This window comes from Vibrio sp. ZF57 (assembly GCF_001691235.1).
GTDB classification, from domain to species: Bacteria; Pseudomonadota; Gammaproteobacteria; order Enterobacterales; family Vibrionaceae; genus Vibrio; species Vibrio crassostreae_C.
Genome location: NZ_MAKD01000061.1, coordinates 16,339 through 34,760 on the forward strand (window position 1 = coordinate 16,339; position 18,422 = coordinate 34,760).

General features: G+C 45.9%; 14 protein-coding genes. 5 read left to right on the top strand and 9 right to left on the bottom strand.

Features of this window, described 5'->3' with window-relative positions; all coding sequences use genetic code 11:
- The first annotated feature begins 21 nt into the window (after positions 1–21).
- On the top strand, positions 22–1,158 hold the full coding sequence (gene ugpC / locus A6D97_RS06885) for a sn-glycerol-3-phosphate ABC transporter ATP-binding protein UgpC (protein WP_065584079.1): 1,137 nt from the start codon (positions 22–24) through the stop codon (positions 1,156–1,158).
- A gap of 114 nt (positions 1,159–1,272) precedes the next feature.
- Here ugpC and A6D97_RS06890 read toward each other — a convergent pair whose 3' ends face one another.
- The 4 genes from A6D97_RS06890 to A6D97_RS06905 form a co-directional block, all read right to left on the bottom strand.
- Positions 1,273–2,703 (bottom strand): fructose-specific PTS transporter subunit EIIC, encoded by a 1,431-nt coding sequence (locus A6D97_RS06890; RefSeq protein WP_065584080.1) that lies wholly within the window; start codon positions 2,701–2,703, stop codon positions 1,273–1,275.
- Between the two features lie 13 nt (positions 2,704–2,716).
- Complete coding sequence (locus tag A6D97_RS06895; protein ID WP_065584081.1) at positions 2,717–3,157, bottom strand: PTS sugar transporter subunit IIA; 441 nt, start codon at positions 3,155–3,157, stop codon at positions 2,717–2,719.
- A gap of 259 nt (positions 3,158–3,416) precedes the next feature.
- Positions 3,417–4,634, bottom strand: coding sequence for a mannose-6-phosphate isomerase, class I (gene manA, locus A6D97_RS06900; protein ID WP_065584082.1), 1,218 nt, complete (start codon positions 4,632–4,634; stop codon positions 3,417–3,419).
- Between the two features lie 93 nt (positions 4,635–4,727).
- The gene (locus A6D97_RS06905; protein ID WP_065584083.1) at positions 4,728–6,632 is read right to left on the bottom strand and encodes a fructose-specific PTS transporter subunit EIIC; all 1,905 of its coding nucleotides are present in this window, start codon (positions 6,630–6,632) and stop codon (positions 4,728–4,730) included.
- 379 nt (positions 6,633–7,011) lie between these two features.
- Between A6D97_RS06905 and A6D97_RS06910 the strand changes: the two genes are divergently transcribed.
- Complete coding sequence (locus A6D97_RS06910; protein WP_065584084.1) at positions 7,012–7,851, top strand: AraC family transcriptional regulator; 840 nt, start codon at positions 7,012–7,014, stop codon at positions 7,849–7,851.
- A 565-nt stretch (positions 7,852–8,416) separates the two neighbouring features.
- Positions 8,417–10,195 carry a transporter gene (locus A6D97_RS06915; protein ID WP_029236500.1) on the top strand — a complete coding sequence of 593 codons (1,779 nt, stop codon included), beginning with the start codon at positions 8,417–8,419 and terminating at the stop codon, positions 10,193–10,195.
- A gap of 155 nt (positions 10,196–10,350) precedes the next feature.
- Here A6D97_RS06915 and A6D97_RS06920 read toward each other — a convergent pair whose 3' ends face one another.
- Both A6D97_RS06920 and A6D97_RS06925 read right to left on the bottom strand, forming a co-directional pair.
- Positions 10,351–11,124 (bottom strand): PTS sugar transporter subunit IIA, encoded by a 774-nt coding sequence (locus tag A6D97_RS06920; protein WP_017070486.1) that lies wholly within the window; start codon positions 11,122–11,124, stop codon positions 10,351–10,353.
- A 7-nt stretch (positions 11,125–11,131) separates the two neighbouring features.
- A complete protein-coding gene (locus A6D97_RS06925) occupies positions 11,132–11,434 on the bottom strand; it encodes a fructose PTS transporter subunit IIB (protein ID WP_017064942.1) in 303 nt (100 codons plus the stop codon).
- A gap of 328 nt (positions 11,435–11,762) precedes the next feature.
- Here A6D97_RS06925 and A6D97_RS06930 point away from each other — a divergent pair, with 328 nt between their 5' ends.
- A complete protein-coding gene (locus A6D97_RS06930; protein ID WP_017090437.1) occupies positions 11,763–13,628 on the top strand; it encodes a fructose-specific PTS transporter subunit EIIC in 1,866 nt (621 codons plus the stop codon).
- Positions 13,629–13,752: 124 nt separating this feature from the next.
- On the opposite strand, the gene A6D97_RS06935 is transcribed toward A6D97_RS06930, so the two are convergent.
- The gene (locus A6D97_RS06935; protein ID WP_017076914.1) at positions 13,753–14,337 is read right to left on the bottom strand and encodes a TetR/AcrR family transcriptional regulator; all 585 of its coding nucleotides are present in this window, start codon (positions 14,335–14,337) and stop codon (positions 13,753–13,755) included.
- A 139-nt stretch (positions 14,338–14,476) separates the two neighbouring features.
- Entirely contained in the window at positions 14,477–14,650 is a 174-nt protein-coding gene (locus A6D97_RS21985) for a hypothetical protein (protein WP_017061661.1), read from the bottom strand.
- A gap of 495 nt (positions 14,651–15,145) precedes the next feature.
- Here A6D97_RS21985 and A6D97_RS06940 point away from each other — a divergent pair, with 495 nt between their 5' ends.
- Positions 15,146–17,125, top strand: a complete 1,980-nt coding sequence (locus A6D97_RS06940; protein ID WP_017064939.1) for a methyl-accepting chemotaxis protein — start codon at positions 15,146–15,148, stop codon at positions 17,123–17,125.
- Positions 17,126–17,246: 121 nt separating this feature from the next.
- Here the strand turns inward: A6D97_RS06940 and A6D97_RS06945 are convergent, their stop codons facing one another.
- Positions 17,247–18,410, bottom strand: coding sequence for an aromatic amino acid transport family protein (locus tag A6D97_RS06945; RefSeq protein ID WP_017061663.1), 1,164 nt, complete (start codon positions 18,408–18,410; stop codon positions 17,247–17,249).
- Positions 18,411–18,422: the final 12 nt, after the last annotated feature.

Below are 18,422 nucleotides of genomic sequence, written 5' to 3' on the forward strand. Positions count from 1 at the left end.
GAATTGATTTAAGGACAGGTTATGGCTGAAGTCACACTGAGAGGGGTAGAAAAAACCTACCCAAATGGTTTTAAGGCTGTGCACGGTGTCGATCTGAATATTCGCGAAGGTGAGTTCATGGTGTTTGTTGGGCCGTCTGGCTGCGCAAAATCTACGACACTTCGCATGATCGCAGGCCTTGAAGATATCTCAGAAGGCGATGTCTACATTGGCGATAAGCGTGTAAACGAATTGCCACCTAAAGATCGTGGTATCTCGATGGTGTTTCAGAACTACGCGCTTTATCCGCACATGTCGGTGTACGAAAACATGGCTTTTGGCCTGAAGCAACAGAAGCTGTCAAAGCATGAAATCAATGAGCGAATTGAAGATGCAGCCAAGACTCTCGATATCGAACACCTGCTAAATAATAAGCCGGGTGAAATGTCGGGTGGTCAAAGGCAGCGTGTGGCGCTTGGCCGTGCGATGGTGCGTAAGCCAGATGTGTTTTTGTTTGACGAGCCCTTGTCTAACTTGGATGCCAAGCTGCGTGTTTCGACTCGTGTCAGCATTGCACAGCTGCACAATAACCTGAAGCAAGAAGGGCAGAACGCCACCATGATCTATGTGACACACGATCAGGTGGAAGCCATGACCCTTGGCGATCGCATCTGTGTGTTGAATCAAGGTGAGATTATGCAAGTCGATACGCCAATGAACCTTTATCAGTACCCAGCAAACAAGTTTGTCGCAGGCTTTATTGGTTCGCCAGCGATGAATCTTCTCAAGGTGAGATTGGATGAGATTGATGGCGTGATGAACGTGGTCTCTGAAAGTGGGACTCGTTGGACACTGCCACAAGACAAGCAGATTATCGCTCGTGAAAAGATGGGTGAGTGGGTATGGTTTGGTGTTCGTCCAGAGCACATTCAACTGGCTAATCACGATGCGCCGCTGGCGGAAGTGAATACTCAAACGCACAGGCTTGATGTGGTTGAGTCGATGGGTAATGAGCTGTATCTCTACTTTAAACTCGGTGCAGATAAGCTGGTGGCTCGCGTGCCTTTTGATGCGGATCGCACGGCAAACAGTGGTGAAGAAACGGTGCTGCATTTCAACACCAGCCAATGTCACCTGTTCGATTTAGAAACCGAAGAGACGCTCGATCCTAAGAGCTGATTCTGTTGATCCTACGAGTTGTTTTGTAAAAAGAAATCCCCATTCGTTGACTAGACGAATGGGGATTTTAGTTACTAGGGGGTAGTAATTTTATCTTTTAACTTGTTTCAGGTTTTAAATAGCCACCATAGTCGCGGCTTTCTTCATTGCTTCCTTGGTTGAACACTCAATCACGTTCGCGTTAGCAAAGCGGTGAGCGTCTTTCACTTGAATATCGTGAGCCAAGATAACCAGTCTTGCGTTCGCTACATCTAGGTCGGTGATGCGGTTTTGAATACCGTTTTGACCTTGAGTTTCTACCTTAATGTTAAGGCCTGCGGCTAAGCCTGCTTTCTCTAGTGCTTTCGCTGCCATGAAGGTGTGTGCAACACCAGAAGGGCAACATGTAACTGCTACGATGTCGTACTCGCCTTCGCCTGCTACAGGCGCTGCTTGAGCTTGTACTGGCGCTTCAACCATGTCTTCTTCTGTTTCTACCGCTACAGGTTTCCAGAAGCCTACGATAACGGCTGTGGTTAGCGAGCCAAGTGCAATACCGACGACGTACATTGGAATGTTACTTGATACTGGCGCAGTGATTAGACCGCCCCACGGTGCGTGCAGTAGAACGTCTGTCATGAAGCCAAACACACAACCAACGATACCACCGGCTACGATTGAAGGAAGCACGCGCATTGGGTCATTCGCTGCGAATGGGATAGCACCTTCAGAGATACCGATAGAACCCATGATTGCTGCTGCTTTACCTGCTTCTTGCTCTTGTTTAGAGAACTTGTTTTTGAAAAGGAAAGTCGCCAGAGCCATGCCTAGAGGTGGTGTACAAATCGCGATGCCTACGCCGCCCATTAGCCAAGGTTGGGTGTCTACTTGAGTTTGAGCAAATAGGGTCGCTACTTTGTTGATAGGGCCGCCCATATCAAACGCCGTCATACCGCCAAGGATTGTGCCTAGAACCATCTTAGATGCGCCAGCCATTGAAGCTAGGAACTCGTTCATTGAAGACATGAACAGTTTGATTGGCTCGCCGATGCCCCACAGTACGATACCTGCAGAGATTAACGTACCTAAAAGCGGGTAGATGAAGTAAGCACCTAGCGCCGTCATGTTTGCAGAAAGCGGGATCTTCTTAAGTTGGAACACCACGCCACCGGCGATAAAGCCTGCCACGATACAACCAAGGAAGCCACCACCCATGTCAGCCATGATGCCAGAAGAGATCATCGCAGGAGCAAGTGCTGGTTTGTCTGCAATGGAGTAACCAATAAAGCCGCCAAGAATGATTGGGAAAAGAACAAGGCCTTTGATACCGATATTAGAGATGTCTGCTAGCAAGCCGTCTGCTGGTACAGCACCTTTGCCTGATGCCATTACCGCTAACGCCAACAGAACACCACCGGCTACGATGAAAGGTAGCATGTGTGAGGTTCCGAAAAGCAGGTGGCCTTTCATGGTACTAAGGATTTTTTTAAAGTCGCTACTACTGTTTTTATTTTGTTTATTTGAATTACTACTGGTATTCGTAGCTTGAGTTGTTAGGGTGCTCATAATTTTCTACGCCTTATGAATTAATTAAAATATTAAGGATCTGTTGTTCATCTTTTGCGTTATGGATATCTTGAATAAATTCATCACTGAATTTTCCAAATAGTTCTTGTAGTACATAAATATGATGGTCAGCACCGTTGTCGGGTGAGGCAATCATAAAAAATACGGTTGGATTGATGTCGTCTTCATCGCCATAATCAATACCTTTACGCTTAACACCGACAGCGATTGCTGGCTCAGTTACCGCCTTGCTTTTTGAGTGTGGGTAAGCGATGCCGTCCATTGAGGTAATGCTTTGAGATTCACGAATTTCAATGTCTGCCAAGAAGGCTTCTTTATTACTGATTCGGTTGTTTTCAAATAACATGCTTGCCAATTCTTCAAACAGTTCTTTTTTATTATTCGCTTGAAGGTTGTTATTAATTAAGTTGACGTTAGTTAGCTGTGTGACCATTTATTAACTCATTCACTATTGAAGTTCTTGAATTAAAATTAATGGATTAACGGCATTCGCGAAATAGCAAATAAAAGCCCTTCACTGTACATTTGTACCAAGCAAAATTAAGTGTGATTTGCATCATTCATCCAGTGTGAGATGGGTCATATTTGATGGTGTTTTTGATTATGTTTTTGACACGCCGAGCGGCCTCATCAGCAACAAAAATGCCCCGCATGAGCAGGGCAGTAAGACTTTGTACTGAGTTCTAAGGGAGCTAGCTGTAAGCACGCGCTACTCGGCCAACGCAGTCCAGTTTGTAGCTCTCAGCATAAGCAGGAATGAATACCGATTGGCCTTTCTCTATCACGCAGGTTTCGCCGCACTGGTGAGTAAGCACCATAGATTCGTCGAGAGGTAGTAGGATCTCGGCACCTTCGGTAGTGATCCGTCGCTGATGTGAGTTTTGCACGATAGAGAACTTAAAATCCTCGACTGGAATTTGGTATTCCATCACATCACCTTGCTCTATCGGGCTGAGCAGTAACCTATCCGCAGGCTTTTCCTTAAATCGAGTACAAGAAACCAGTTCATTCACGTCCATGTATTTAGGCGTTAACCCAGCGCGCAATACATTGTCTGAGTTCGCCATGATCTCTAAGCCCGTGCCTTTGATGTAAGCGTGGGGCGTCTCGGCATCCAGATACATGGCTTGCCCCGGCTTTAGCGTGATAACGTTCAATAGCAGCGGAGCAAACAGGCCGACATCCCCCGGATACTGTTGTTCCAACTCTGAAATCAACTGGAACACAGGGGCATCTGAAAGTTTCGCCTTCATCAACAACATGGTCAGCGCCATGCCTTTTTGTTCTCCTTGTAAAGACAATAAGCTCGCGAAGAAGCTGGCTAACCCATTAGGCGTTTGATCGCCCGCTAGGTCATTGACCATAGAGTTTAGCTCTGGAACATCGAGGTAATGGAAATGCTCAAGGATCTCGTTGATCGATCTGAAACCATTCATCGCGGTGTAGTCGGTTAGGGCATACACCAGTTCTGGCTTGTGGTTGGGATCCTTGTAGTTACGGTTGCCCGCTGTCATCGGAATGCCTTGCTGCTCTTCTAGAGCATAGCCAGATTCGGCTTGCTGCTTGTTCGGGTGAACTTGAACAGAGAGCGCTTTCTCCGCCGCTAACACCTTAAACAGATACGGAAGTTCACCAAAACGGCTCGCGACTTTCTCGCTCAGAAACAGGTTTAGGTTCTTAGAAATCAAGTTCGACAACGTGGTTTGATGACCATTGTCAGTGACTATCGAACAACCATTAGGGTGAGCGCCCATCCAGATCTCCGCTTGTGGCTCACCTGATTGGTTATCAATACCAAACAGTTGGCTAAACGAAGAAGGGCTACCCCATGCGTAGTTTTGAATTACGTTGGTCATAGGGTAGAAAAAGCGTTGTACGAACGAGTCGTTCGCTAAAGAAAAATCAGACATCGAAATCACCATGAAGGGAAACATGGCTTGAGCTCTACTCGATTTACTAAAATACGAGAGTAGAGGGACTCAAGCCATTGGAGTTGAAATGGCTTAAGCCGCTGCTGTTGCTAGCTTGGCTTTGCGTAGATTTTTAAGCGCGATACAAGTAACCGCAGTTACGCCCGCACCAGATGCCATGCACACGAGTGCTAGCAGTGGGTAGTTCATTGCGCCAAGTAGAGCGACCACTGGACCACCGTGAGCAACGCTGTTGGTGATGCCAAATGAGAACGCCATTACCGCAGCAGTCATTGAGCCAAGCACGTTGGCAGGGATAACCGACATTGGATCTTGAGCCGCGAAAGGAATGGCACCTTCAGAGATACCCACTAAGCCCATCGCGCCTGCTGCTTTGCCTGCTTCAATTTCAGAAGATTCAAATAAGTCGAACTTACGGCCGATTCTGGTTGCGATAGCCATACCCAGTGGAGCGACAGGAATTGCACATGCCATTGCACCCATGAACTGAGTTTGACCGCTGGCAATCATGCCGACTGAGAATAGGAACGCCACCTTGTTGAACGGGCCGCCCATATCAAAGCCGGCCATGCCACCAAGGACAATACCAAGCAGAACCACGTTGCCTGTACTCATGCTAGTTAGCAGTGCAGTAAGAGCATCCATCAGCCCAGCGATAGGTGCGCCAATAACAAAAATGAACAAACCTGCGATGAACAAAGAGCCAGTGATCGGAGCGATCATGATAGGCACAAGCGGTTGAACGAATTTGTGGTAGTTAAACGAAGTAATCCATTTAACGAAGTAACCCACTAATAAACCCGCGATGATTGCGCCAATGAAGCCAGTACCTGCGTCAGCGCCATAGAAAGAACCGTTGTTGGCAATCCAGCCGCCAATTAAGCCAGGGGTTAGGGCAGGGCGGTCAGCAATCGCGTAAGCAATGTAGCCAGCCAAGATTGGGATCATCAGGGTGAAGGCCACCACACCCACCTCTAGGATTTGGTTCCACATGCTGCCAGCAGGAATTGCCATGCCAGATTCACTCGGCTCACCGCCAATGGCTAGTGCTAGGGCAATCAAAAGACCGCCCGTCACCACGAATGGGATCATGTGAGATACGCCATTCATCAAGTAACGGTAAACGTCTGAACGTGCTTGCGAGGCTTTCTCTGCAACAGATTGGTTGGTCGGTGCTTGTTCTGCTTGGTAGCTTGGCGCGTTGAGTGCTTGCTTAATCAAGCCTTGCGCGTCTTTGATTGGCGCTTTTACGTTGGTTTTGATAACGCATTTTCCGGCAAAGCGAGCCATGTCGACCTGTTTGTCACAAGCCACCACAATCGCATCTGCGCGTTCGATCTCTTCTCGAGTTGGGCTGTTCTTAACGCCAATAGAACCGTTGGTTTCGACCTTGATGTCGTAGCCAAGAGCCGCCGCGCCTTTTTCTAGTGCTTCGGCTGCTAAATATGTGTGTGCGACGCCAGCTGGGCAGCCTGTCACACCAATGATGAAGCCTTGCTTCTCAACATTGGTTTCTGTCTCAGCAGGTTCAGGTTTGGTAAGTAGTAGCTCTAATGCCGCTTGTTCAGATTGAGCATTCATGAAGTTTTCAATGAAACCTTCTTCAATCAATTTTGAAGAAAGCTCTGCCAGTACTTCGATGTGGTGATTATCGCCGCCATCAGGAGAGGCAATCATGAAGAACAGTTTTGATGGCTGGCCGTCATCTGCGCCGTACTCGATACCCTGTTGATGGACACCGATAACAACCGCGGGTTTGACCACCGCGCTGCTTTTCGCGTGTGGCAGAGCAATACCTTCTTCAAACCCGGTATTACCTTGTTCTTCACGAGCCTTAATGTCGGCAAGAAACTGTACTTTGTCTGAGATTCTGCCTTGTGCGTAAAGCACGTCTATCAGCTCTTTAAATACGTCTTCTTTTGAATTAGCGCTAAGCGAAAGCTTAATCAAATTTTGGTTGATCAATGTCGTGATCATAATGAACCCCTACTCTGTTTTTATTTTGTTAGGGGTATTCTGGAATCTACGGCTTGCCTTCTGTAGTGAAGAAAAAATGCATTTACTGGATGATTGTTGCCTTATAAATGGAGTGTGATTTTGATCGGTTAGGAGTGCCTGTTTGGGGGAGTGTTGACAGCTTTTATGAGGTTATAACGCTTTTATTGATAAGGGCTTAGATTGATTTTTCTATCATGATAACAGTGTTCTAAATCTGGCCTTAGACTGGAGATTTATTTCCACTACTGGATTTTTGTAACCTAGATCTCAAATAGTGATTTTGCTCAATAGCGCTATGTTTCACTAAGGAGTATATCTATTCCCGTAGCCTTATTGCTGCTTATAAGAGTTCGAAACAATGATATTTCATGACCTAATCTCGTCGGTATTAAACGAGCGAGAACCGTTTCATAACATCTGGTTTGCGGGAGATTTTCACACGCCTTCAGCATTCAGTTATCAGGTGAACTTTCCGCGTTTAGAGCTGGTGCTCGACGGTGAGTATATTAATGAAATGGAGAGTCATGATCGCAAGATCACCAATGTTGTTGCGAAAGCAGGGGATGCGATTTTCATCCCGCCTAACTGTTGGAACAAGCCGAACTGGGATACTGATTGTTCGGTACTGAGTATGTTGTTTGGGCGTCGTCAGCTTGGTTTAAGCTTGGTGAGCAAGCGCAAAGGGGAAGAGAGCTTCTACGATATCCAAAAGCATAGTATTCAGACTCGCTCTGGCTTTGCGATTGATAATATTTTGGAGGCGCTCAGCTCGTTAGCGCGCGAGAGCAACAAGCAGCCGATGGATGAATTATTGCTGCAAGCGTTGCTTCAATACAGCAAGACGATGCTGGATGCGCCTGTCGAGAAGTCTCACAGCCGCGTACAGGATGTGTATCAAGGGATCTGTATCTATATCCAAGAGAACTTCCACCGCCAGATCACGCGAGACAGCATCGCTTTGCGCTTTAGCATTTCATCGAACCACTTGTCGCGAATGTTCCGCCAACAAGGCCACATGACGCTGGCTGAGTACATTACCCGTGTTCGTGTCGACCGCGCTAAGTTCATGCTTAAGAAGTACAACTTCAAACTCAATGAAGTGTCGGTACGTTGTGGCTTTAAGGATGTGAATTACTTCTGCCGAGTATTCAAAAACCGCACCGGAAGAACCCCGACTGAATATCGTGGTTCAATCTAATATCCCTTCAAATGACCTTTTCTGACCAGAGCTTATACGACCGAAATTTGTATGACTAGATCACCACAGTGGACTCTGTGGTGTGGTGATCAATTTGCTTTGTGTTCTCCTCTACCGTTTATTTCTACACCTTATTTCCCAACCTTATCTTTAGGCACGATTTCTATTTATCCCGTTTCACTAAATAACCCCAATTAATAACATTACGGGTTCGCTTTGCGAGTTGCTTATTATTTTTCGTTGCCTATTTATTGAATTAAACGTGTGAGAGTTGATGTATTAATACGATGCATTTAATGAATGCTAAGTAAATTAAAAACCACTTATCGAGACGATAAAATCTTGTTATTGTTATCCAGATTACTGATTGAAATGTTTTTAAGTTATTGATTTTAAATGTTTACTTTTCGTCAGCTTGTTCTTTGTTTACTAACGTGTAATTCATGCCTCGAAATCAAATATTCAGGTTTATACGCCCCATCACAACCTTGACTTATAATACTACAAATTAAAAATTCAATAGATAATATGCTCTTCAGATATTCATCATAAAGAAGACTTATACATGGAACTCAATACTCTGATCGTAGGAATTTATTTCCTTTTCCTTATCGCAATAGGTTGGATGTTTAGAACGTTCACCAGTACAACCAGTGACTATTTCCGCGGGGGCGGTAACATGCTTTGGTGGATGGTTGGCGCAACTGCGTTTATGACTCAGTTCAGTGCTTGGACCTTCACTGGCGCAGCGGGTAAAGCGTATGCCGATGGTATGGCTGTCGCGGTTATCTTCCTAGCGAACGCATTTGGTTACCTGATGAACTACCTGTACTTCGCTCCGAAATTCCGTCAACTACGCGTGGTAACGCCAATTGACGCGATTCGTATGCGTTTTGGTAGCTTCAACGAGCAAGTGTTTACTTGGTCTGGCATGCCGAACAGTATTGTTTCTGCGGGTATCTGGCTGAACGGTTTGGCGATTATCGCATCGGGCATATTTGGCTTCGATATGACAACCACCATCGTTCTAACCGGCCTTGTTGTACTAGTGATGTCGGTAACGGGCGGTTCATGGGCGGTTATCGCGTCTGACTTCATGCAGATGGTTATCATCATGGCAGTAACCGTAACATGTGCTGCTGTGGCTATCGTGCAAGGTGGCGGCGTTACTGAAATCATCAACGATTTCCCTGTAGCAGAAGGCGCATCGTTTGTTTCTGGTAACAACCTGAACTACGTAAGCATCTTCGGTATCTGGGCATTCTTCATCTTCTTCAAGCAGTTCAGTATCACCAACAATATGTTGAACTCTTACCGTTACCTAGCGGCAAAAGACTCTAAGAACGCGAAGAAAGCGGCGCTGTTGGCGTGTATTCTGATGACAATTGGTCCAATCATTTGGTTCATGCCACCTTGGTTTGTAGCAGGACAAGGCGTTGACCTTGCAGCACATTACCCAGACGCAGGCTCTAAAGCAGGCGACTTCGCTTACCTTTACTTCGTAGAGCAATACATGCCAGCGGGTATGGTGGGGCTTCTAATCGCAGCGATGTTTGCGGCAACTATGTCTTCTATGGACTCAGGCTTAAACCGTAACTCTGGTATCTTTGTAATCAACTTCTATCAACCGATTCTTCGTCCAAACGCGACAGAGAAAGAGCTGATGATTGTGTCTAAGTTGATGTCTACCTTCTTCGGTCTAGCTATCATCCTTATCGCGCTGTTTATCAATTCGCTAAAAGGCTTGAGCTTGTTCGACACCATGATGTACGTGGGTGCACTTATTGGCTTCCCAATGACCATTCCAGCATTCTGTGGCTTCTTCCTTAAGAAGACTCCGGACTGGGCAGGTTGGGGTACGCTAGTGGTCGGTGCGATTGTGTCTTACATCGTTGGTTTCGTGATTACCGCTGAAATGCTACAAAACTTGTTCAACCTAGAGCCTCTAACAGGCCGCGAATGGTCTGACTTGAAAGTTGCAGTAGGTCTGATTGCGCACCTAGTGTTTACTGGCGGCTTCTTTGTTCTTTCGACATTGTTCTACAAACCACTAGAAGCGTCTCGTCAGAAAGATGTTGATACCTTCTTCAACAACCTTGCGACACCATTGGTTTCTGAATCAACAGCACAGAAGAAACTGGACAACAAACAACGTCACATGCTGGGCTCACTGATCGCAGTGTCTGGTGTGGCAGTGATGGCGATGTTTGCTCTACCGAACCCATTCTGGGGAAGAATGATGTTCGTACTGTGTGGCGGTATCGTATTCGTAGTTGGTTTGCTGTTGGTGAAAGCTGTAGACGACTCGGTTGAGGATGCGAAACAAGCGAAAAAAACAGCTTAAGTTAGCTAACCAGTTAAACAAGTAATTAAACATAACACGGCTGAGCTCTAATGCTCAGCCGTTTTTTATTGTATGAGAAAATGAGCTTATAACGATTGGATAGGTGTCACAACAGGGGATTAATGGATGCTTTGAGTTTGACCAGAAGAGATGAATTAGATAAGGCGTGACGAGATGTACATCAACAAGGCTTGTAGGTCGACACTGCTTCGAGTCTTTTGCAGACGTTCATTGACCTGATCGTGAAGCAGGTTTCGAGTTAGGTTGGTCGCCGCCACAATGTGCTCTCGCTGTGGCTTGGTTGGCAATACCAAAGCAATAGCAACATGCACTTCGCCAATACGTGATGCCCAGTCAATCGGGTCGTCACTGACAATAACGGCAATTGAGAGATCTTGAGTCGATTCAAACATCACATGCGGCAAGGCGATACCCGGTGACACACACGTAGACGAGCGTTCTTCTCGCTTAATGAATGCCAGAATTAGTTCATCTGGGTCTTCTGGATAAACAAGGTGAGCGAGGCCTTTCAAGCATTCAAATTTGGTCAGTTGAGTTTGCGCCTTAGCGTGGTGCCATTTGATGTCACAAGGTGGGCATATCTGTGGCATTCGTTGGATTAAATCTTTAGAGAATTCATGGTTTACTTGCGACCCAACCATATCGTAATGCTCGGCAATTACATCTTTGAGAACGAAGCAGGCAAGCTCCGCATCAATACCGACCGCGGTTATCTGGCACAAATCACCACGAAGTAAACCTACTTGCAGCATCGCAACGGATTTGGAGAGATCAGCGGTTCGATTTTGAGTGATGTTGATAATGCGGATGTTGCTTTTGAATTTCTTCGCTAAGCGAGTCAGCGGCTGCGCGACATGTGAGTTCGCGGCAGGATCGTTAACGAAGAAGGTGATCTGGTATTCGTTCATGAAAAGTTTAAGTTCGACAATGCTTAATAAAGACTTTATCGATACTCAACAATACCTCTTCCATGGGAATGAATAAGGTTTTAGCTGGGTCAAATCGGTTTGGTTGTTCGATGTCGATATCAGAGACGATCAACACTTTGTCTGCGAGGGTAATATCTTGGGCGGTCAGTAAGTTTTCAATACCCATAGCGCCTTGCGTCTCAACCTTGATTGAAACGTTGAACTTAGGGGCTGTTTTATTTAGAGCATCAGCTGCCATATAGGTGTGCGCAATGCCTGTAGGGCACGCAGTTACCGCTACAATTCTCATTATTATTCTCGGCTTAATCTCGTCCCTGTTACGTTACATAAGCTACCTTTCACAAGCTACCTTGCAAAAGCTATCTTGTATGGGAACTTCAGTATAGAAAGCTCGCATAGAGGAGGGACGATATGTTTATGGGTTCTGGGGATTTTATGGATTGGCGTTTTTTATTCCAAGGTGAAAGTCACACTCTGAGTTCTTGGTTACAATAATCCAGTTAATGCACCTTTCGTCCTATATATTGAGTGCCTTCACACCGTTAATCTTTTCATCTTATTAACCTTATCACTTACGTAATTACTTCAGTCTGAAATCAGGCGAGGCAGAGCAGCATATGGATATCACCAACATTATCGAGCCCGAGATTATCTGTTTGGATTTACAAGCAGACTCAAAACAGGCGGTATTTGAAGAGCTTGTTGAACTGCTTGACCGTGCCGGTAAGCTCTCTAATAAACGTGAATTTCTTGACGACATCTGGAAGCGTGAAGCCATCGGTAATACAGGTTTTGACGATGGTATTGCGATTCCACACGCGAAAAGTACTGCCGTCGCTAAACCTGCTGTCGCTGTAGGTATCAGCAGGTCTGGTATCGATTATGGTGCAGACGGCGGCGAACTGTCGGACGTGTTCTTCATGCTCGCTTCGCCAGACAACCACGACGACCACCATATCGAGGTACTAGCTCAGATTTCGACCAGACTTATCGAAGATGGCTTTGTTACAAAATTAAAGGCGGTGGAGTCGGTCGAGGAAGCTCAAGAGCTATTTCTCGAAGCCAATTTAGAATCGTTCGATAGTTACGCCTCTAGCCATCATGAAGTGTATGTCGAGCCACTCAGCCCTTGGGCACAATCTCTTAATCGCCTTAAAGAACACTTGTTATACGGCACCTCACACATGATTCCATTCGTGGTCGCGGGTGGTGTGCTTTTGTCTTTGTCGGTAATGATGTCGGGTCATGGCGCAGTGCCTGAGAGTGGCGTTCTGGCTGACATCGCACAAATGGGCATCGCAGGGTTAACCCTGTTTACCGCCGTGCTCGGTGGTTACATTGCGTATTCAATGGCCGACAAACCGGGTTTAGCACCGGGCATGATTGGTTCTTGGGTCGCGGTCAATCAATACAACACCGGCTTCCTTGGTGCGATCGTGGTCGGCTTTTTCGCGGGCTTTGTGGTTAATCTACTCAAGAAGATCAAGCTGCCAGACAGCATGATCTCGCTGAGCTCAATCTTCATCTATCCACTAGTCGGTACCTTTGTTACCTGTGGGGCTGTGATGTGGGTGATTGGTTCTCCTATTGCCCAAGTGATGCTAGAGATGAACCAAATGCTAACTGGCATGGCAGGCTCAGGAAAAGTGGTGTTGGGTAGCATTTTGGGTGCGATGACGGCCTTTGATATGGGCGGCCCGATCAATAAGGTCGCAACGCTGTTTGCCCAAACTCAGGTGAATACTCAACCATGGTTGATGGGCGGCGTCGGTATTGCGATCTGTACGCCACCATTAGGCATGGCTCTTGCCACTTTTATATCACCTAAGAAGTTCAAACGAGACGAACGCGAAGCCGGAAAAGCTGCGGGCATTATGGGAATGATCGGCATTAGTGAAGGTGCGATCCCATTTGCAGCCGCTGATCCTGCGCGCGTTCTGCCTGCGGTTGTTGCTGGTGGTATTGTCGGGAACGTGGTCGGCTTTATGTTCCATGTAGTGAACCATGCACCATGGGGCGGCTGGATTGTATTGCCAGTGGTTGATGGCAAGATTGGCTATATCGTCGGCACACTAGCAGGTGCTCTAACGACGGCTCTTATCGTGATTCTTCTGAAGAAGAACGTGGTCGAAGGCGAAGCGAATTCTAATCAGTTCACGGGAGGCTCGGTAACGGAAGAGGGGCAAGCGGATGTATTGGCGATTACTTCTTGTCCGTCAGGAGTTGCCCACACTTTCTTAGCAGCGAAATCCTTAGAAAAGGCGGCGCATCATCTTGGGGTTCGGATTAAAGTCGAAACGCAGGGTGCCAACGGAATAGGCAATCGCATTACCCAGAAAGACATTGAAAGGGCGAGATTGGTGATCTTTGCTCACGACGTGGCGATTAAAGAAGTTGAACGCTTTGCGAACGTGAAAACCTTAGATGTCAGTACTAAGGAAGCGATGCTTAATGCGCAAGCGTTGATCATGAGAAAGGTGTAATCCTTAAACCGCAAAGTTTATCATCTATAAAGTTAACTAGATCAAAACTAAAAAGACTCCGCTCAGGCCGGTTAAGGTGAAAGTGGAGTCTTTTTGTATTGTGCCCAATCTATAAGGTCAGACGCTAAAAAGGGTGGTACTTAAATACGTCTTCAACCATTGAGTTGAGCAAATCGATATCGTCACAGGTTTTGGCGTAAGTACGCAGGCCTGCGATCTGAACCTGAACATGACGAGCAAGTTGAGTCGGCTCGCGCTCTTTGCTGATCTCACCCAGTTCTTGTGATTCTGCAATCAGCTTGGCGAACTCACCTTCCATGATCTTGAGTGATTTCTTCGCTTCAGCTAATAGCTCTGCGTGTTCATCAGTCAGCTCTGCGACCGTTTTAGCCAGCATACACATGCCATTTGGCGAACTTTGTTTTGATTCGACAACGGCACGTTTTACGAAATTTTCGAGCGCTTTGATCGGCGATTCGGTTTCACTGCGAAAGCGGTTTAGATTGAGGATGCCAAGTTCGGTATAGCGAGCCAATGTCTCTTTAAACAAGCCTTCTTTGCTGCCAAAAGTCGCGTAGATGCTGCCCGGACGCATATCAATCACGTCTTGCAGGTTACGCATAGAAGTCGCATGAAAGCCCTTTTCCCAATACAGGTTCGTTGCTTTATCTACTACATCTTGTCTATCGAACTTCGCAGTCTTGGCCATAACATCTACTTCATTAATCTGAACATATGTTCAATATTTTATGCTGAACGCCCGTTCTAGTAAAGGTGTGTTTAGCTGCTTTGCGCAGGATTAGAACATCAAAGAGTTAATAAAACATCCAGATCATCAGGAAATAATCTTAATCATCAATAACTTCTACGGTCTTGTGCTGAGCGCCGTAGTAGGTGCCTTCATCGATGGTGTACATCAATGTTGCTTCGCACTCTGGACAATCGAATTCCTCATTGGGTTCAATAGCCGCTTCTTCTACCCATTCCCAACCGATATGTTCTTCGCAAGCGGGACAGTCCATAAAATATCTCTCAGTTATTGTCGCATATTTATTGCGAATCTCTACTTTGATAATTCGGCATTATACATATTTAGTTAACGAGGAATAGACAGTTAATCAGCGCAGAATAGGGAGTTGATTAGTTGTGAATCAATCGCTGCTGAGCGTTGAATCTATAGTTAGTTCTGAATATATCGTTTTCTCTGAGCACATAATTGGTGCAGGCCTACCCCTTTTGGGTAGTTAAAGTGTGTCAGATTTCAGTCGCTTACGTCAATAAAATGTTGTCGCATGTGTTTTGGGTATCGTTAGGTCGCTTAGCTAACAGTTTTATCGGTAAATCAATGAATTTTGTATGGTTAAATGTTACCTTCATCGCATCGCGATCTGTGTAGCAAGGTAATTGATGCACATTGATCAAGTTGAATAATTATATAGTCACAATTGAGGCGCATCTTATTAAGGGTGTGCGAGTTAGATGACTGAAAAGATTTGTTAGCTGCTAGGGAAATGATAATGAAATTAACCGATATGTCTTTTAAGCAAAAAATCATCGCTTTGCTTATTTTACCGATCTTGGGATTTCTATGGCTTAGCGTTTCTGCGATTTCAAAAGGCGTAGAAACCACCAGTGAATTGTCTTCATTAAACCAACTTACCCGTTTGTCGGTTGTGTACAGTGAACTTGTGCATGAGTTACAAAAAGAGCGTGGAATGACGGCTGGGTTTATCGGCTCACAGGGCACTAAGTTTGTCAGTGAACTACGTGCACAAAGAGCCAGTGCAGATAATAGACGTAATCTGAAAACCGAATACTGGCAATCTGCTGAAATCGATTTACCGCAGATCACTCGGCTGAACACTGAAATAAGCCAAAGCCTAAATCAAATTACTTCTATTCGTAATCGGGTCGATTCTCAATCGATTCCGCTGTCTGAGGCTTTGGGTTATTACACCAAACTGAATGCAAAGCTGCTGAGCGTATCGGCGTTAATTGCTGAGCTTAGCTCTGATGCTGCCATCACCACTGAAACCATCGCTTACTACAACTTTTTACAAGGTAAAGAGCGAGCGGGTATCGAGCGTGCTGTCCTAAATAATACCTTCTCTAAAAATGAATTTGGCCCAGGCATGTTGGTTAAATTCATCTCTTTGGTGACTGAGCAAAATACCTATTTCTCAAACTTTGAGGTATTGAGTAACCCAGCTAACGTTCGTTTCTTTGAACAGCAATTGAATGATCGTTCGGTGGCAGAAGTAGAAAAGCTTCGTGGTTTGGCTGAATCTAAGATGAGCGGTTTTGATGTTGATCCTGTGTACTGGTTCTCGCAATCTACCGCTCGTATTGTTCAGCTAAAGAAAACAGAAAACCGCCTAGCAGAGTCGCTTATCGCACTGACAGAGAAAAAAATGTCAGAGGCGCAGTCTGCGATGATGATGAGTATTGGTCTGTTTGCTTTGATAACCTTGTTCGCGACCTTCGTGAGCTATAAGGCGATCAGCGACCTGACGATGAGAGTAAAAGATCTTACAGTGATGTTGTCTAAGGTTCGTAATGACAACGACTTAACAGTTCGCGCTAAGTTCGTTGGCAACAGCGAGCTTGGACAGATCTCTTCGGCACTCAACGAAACGCTAGAGAAGTTTTCAAACGTTATCGACAACCTGTCTCAGTCGAGTCTGACCTTAGCTTCAGCCGCTGAAGAAACCTCACAAACCTGTCACTACAATTCGAACACGCTAGTGCAACAACAAGACCAAATTGGCTTGGTTGCGACGGCGACAGAAGAGTTATCAGCAACGGTAAATGAGGTGGCGGCTAAAACTCAGCAGACAGCAAGTTCCGCTAAACTGGTCGATGAGCAGTCTCAAGAAGGTTTGAGTACGGTTCAAAACTCTTACCACTCTATCGAAAAACTGGCATCTGAAATTAATGATCTAGCGGAAAAGATCACGCACTTACACGAGAGCAGTAATAACATCAACAGTGTGATTGATGTGATTAAGTCCGTCGCTGAACAGACTAACTTGTTAGCATTGAACGCGGCAATTGAAGCGGCAAGAGCGGGTGAGCAAGGTCGTGGATTTGCGGTAGTGGCTGATGAAGTTCGCACGTTAGCACAGCGTACTCAGCAGTCGACAGCTGAAATTGAAGGTTTCATCAGCTCGTTACAGTCTGATGTGCAAACCGCGTTTAATGTGATTGATAACAGTCAGAAGATGTCGTCTAAAGCGGTTGAGGATTCAAAAGAGGTGGAACACACCTTACAAGGTATCTCAGCATCGGTGAGCGAGATCTTTAGCATGACTGAGCAGATCGCAACCGCTACCGAAGAGCAAGCGGTAGTGACTCAAGATATTGCTCAAAACGTCATGGCAGTAGAGCAGAAGTCGACAGAATCTACGACAGGTGCAACGCAAATAGCTGCAACAGCCAAAGAACAAGCTCAGTTAGCAGCTTCATTGAAAGATATTGCGAGTACGTTTAAGAGCTAACTAGCAAGCACTCCAATAAGAAGTAAAATGCCCGTTAGTCTCTACTTTTAATAGCAGGACTAACGGGCTATTTGTATCTGCTGTCTTCTAAATGGCAACAGATAGTCCATTCAATGGGGATCTACCCCATAAACCAAGACACGAAAATCAACGCACCAAAACCAAATGTCGCCATTAATGCCGTGTCGCCACCGGCTGCTGTGTAGCTGCCTTCGGTTTGTAGGTGAGGGAAGTCAGGTCTGCGAACCTTAACTACCATTGCGAGTGGGCCCCAGATAGCTAGGAACACCAGGACCATGCCTGCATAGTCCAGCATGCTTACAAACTGGCTAGCGAACAGCTCAGCTAATACCAAAGGTAAGATGAAGGTTAGCGCATAAGCCAACGCTTTGTTGTTGGTCACCGCATCTTTGTTTTGGTCGTAAAGCGCCATCGACACGCCGAGGAAAGAAGTCACCAAGGCCAGAGCAGAGAACAGAGCGATCACCACTTTCAACCAAGCAGATTGGCCGCTGAACGCAGAGATCAACTCAGAGATATTGTGGAACTGGCTTATCGCGTCTGTGCCAAGGTTGCCGATAATCGCGAATAACCAAGTTAGGTAGCAAATTAATGGAATCACTGAGCCTAGCAGAATCATATTGCGGATCTGCTTTTGAGTTGCTTCACGGTTGTAGATAACCAGTGACGGGATCACCACCATAGAGGCAAAGCTAGTAAAGATAACTGCGCTGTATTGCACCACGTCGTTGGCCGTGTATTGGCTGGTTTGAGTTAGGTAATCAAGGCGAATGTTGCTAAATAATGACGCGATAACGATAAACAGCATCACGACCATCAAGATGAATAGCCCGCGATTCAGTTTGTCGATATAAGACTTGCCCGAGACGACGATAGCACCCATCAATAGGCTGAAAATGGTATATGCAACGGATGCTGATACATCGACACCAACGTCGAGCAGTAGCTTATGAATGATGTCACCGACACCCAAGATATAAGCGATCAACATGCATACTAGCAACAGGTAAAAGAGTGCATTGATAAAGTGTTTACCTTTGCTGCCCAGAGTGAGGTAAGCAACACTGCTCATGCCACTGTTGTCTTTAGTTTTAGTGCATGCTTCTGCCAGGAGGAGTGCAGAGTATGTGGTGCCGATAAAGATAAGTAGCATCAGCACTGAGCTGATCATGAAGCCAAATTGGGCCAACACCATGGGAATAGCGAGCATGCCAGCCCCTAATGCAGTTCCTGACAGAATCAAAGAACTGCCGAATAATTTCATATTCAAGAAAAA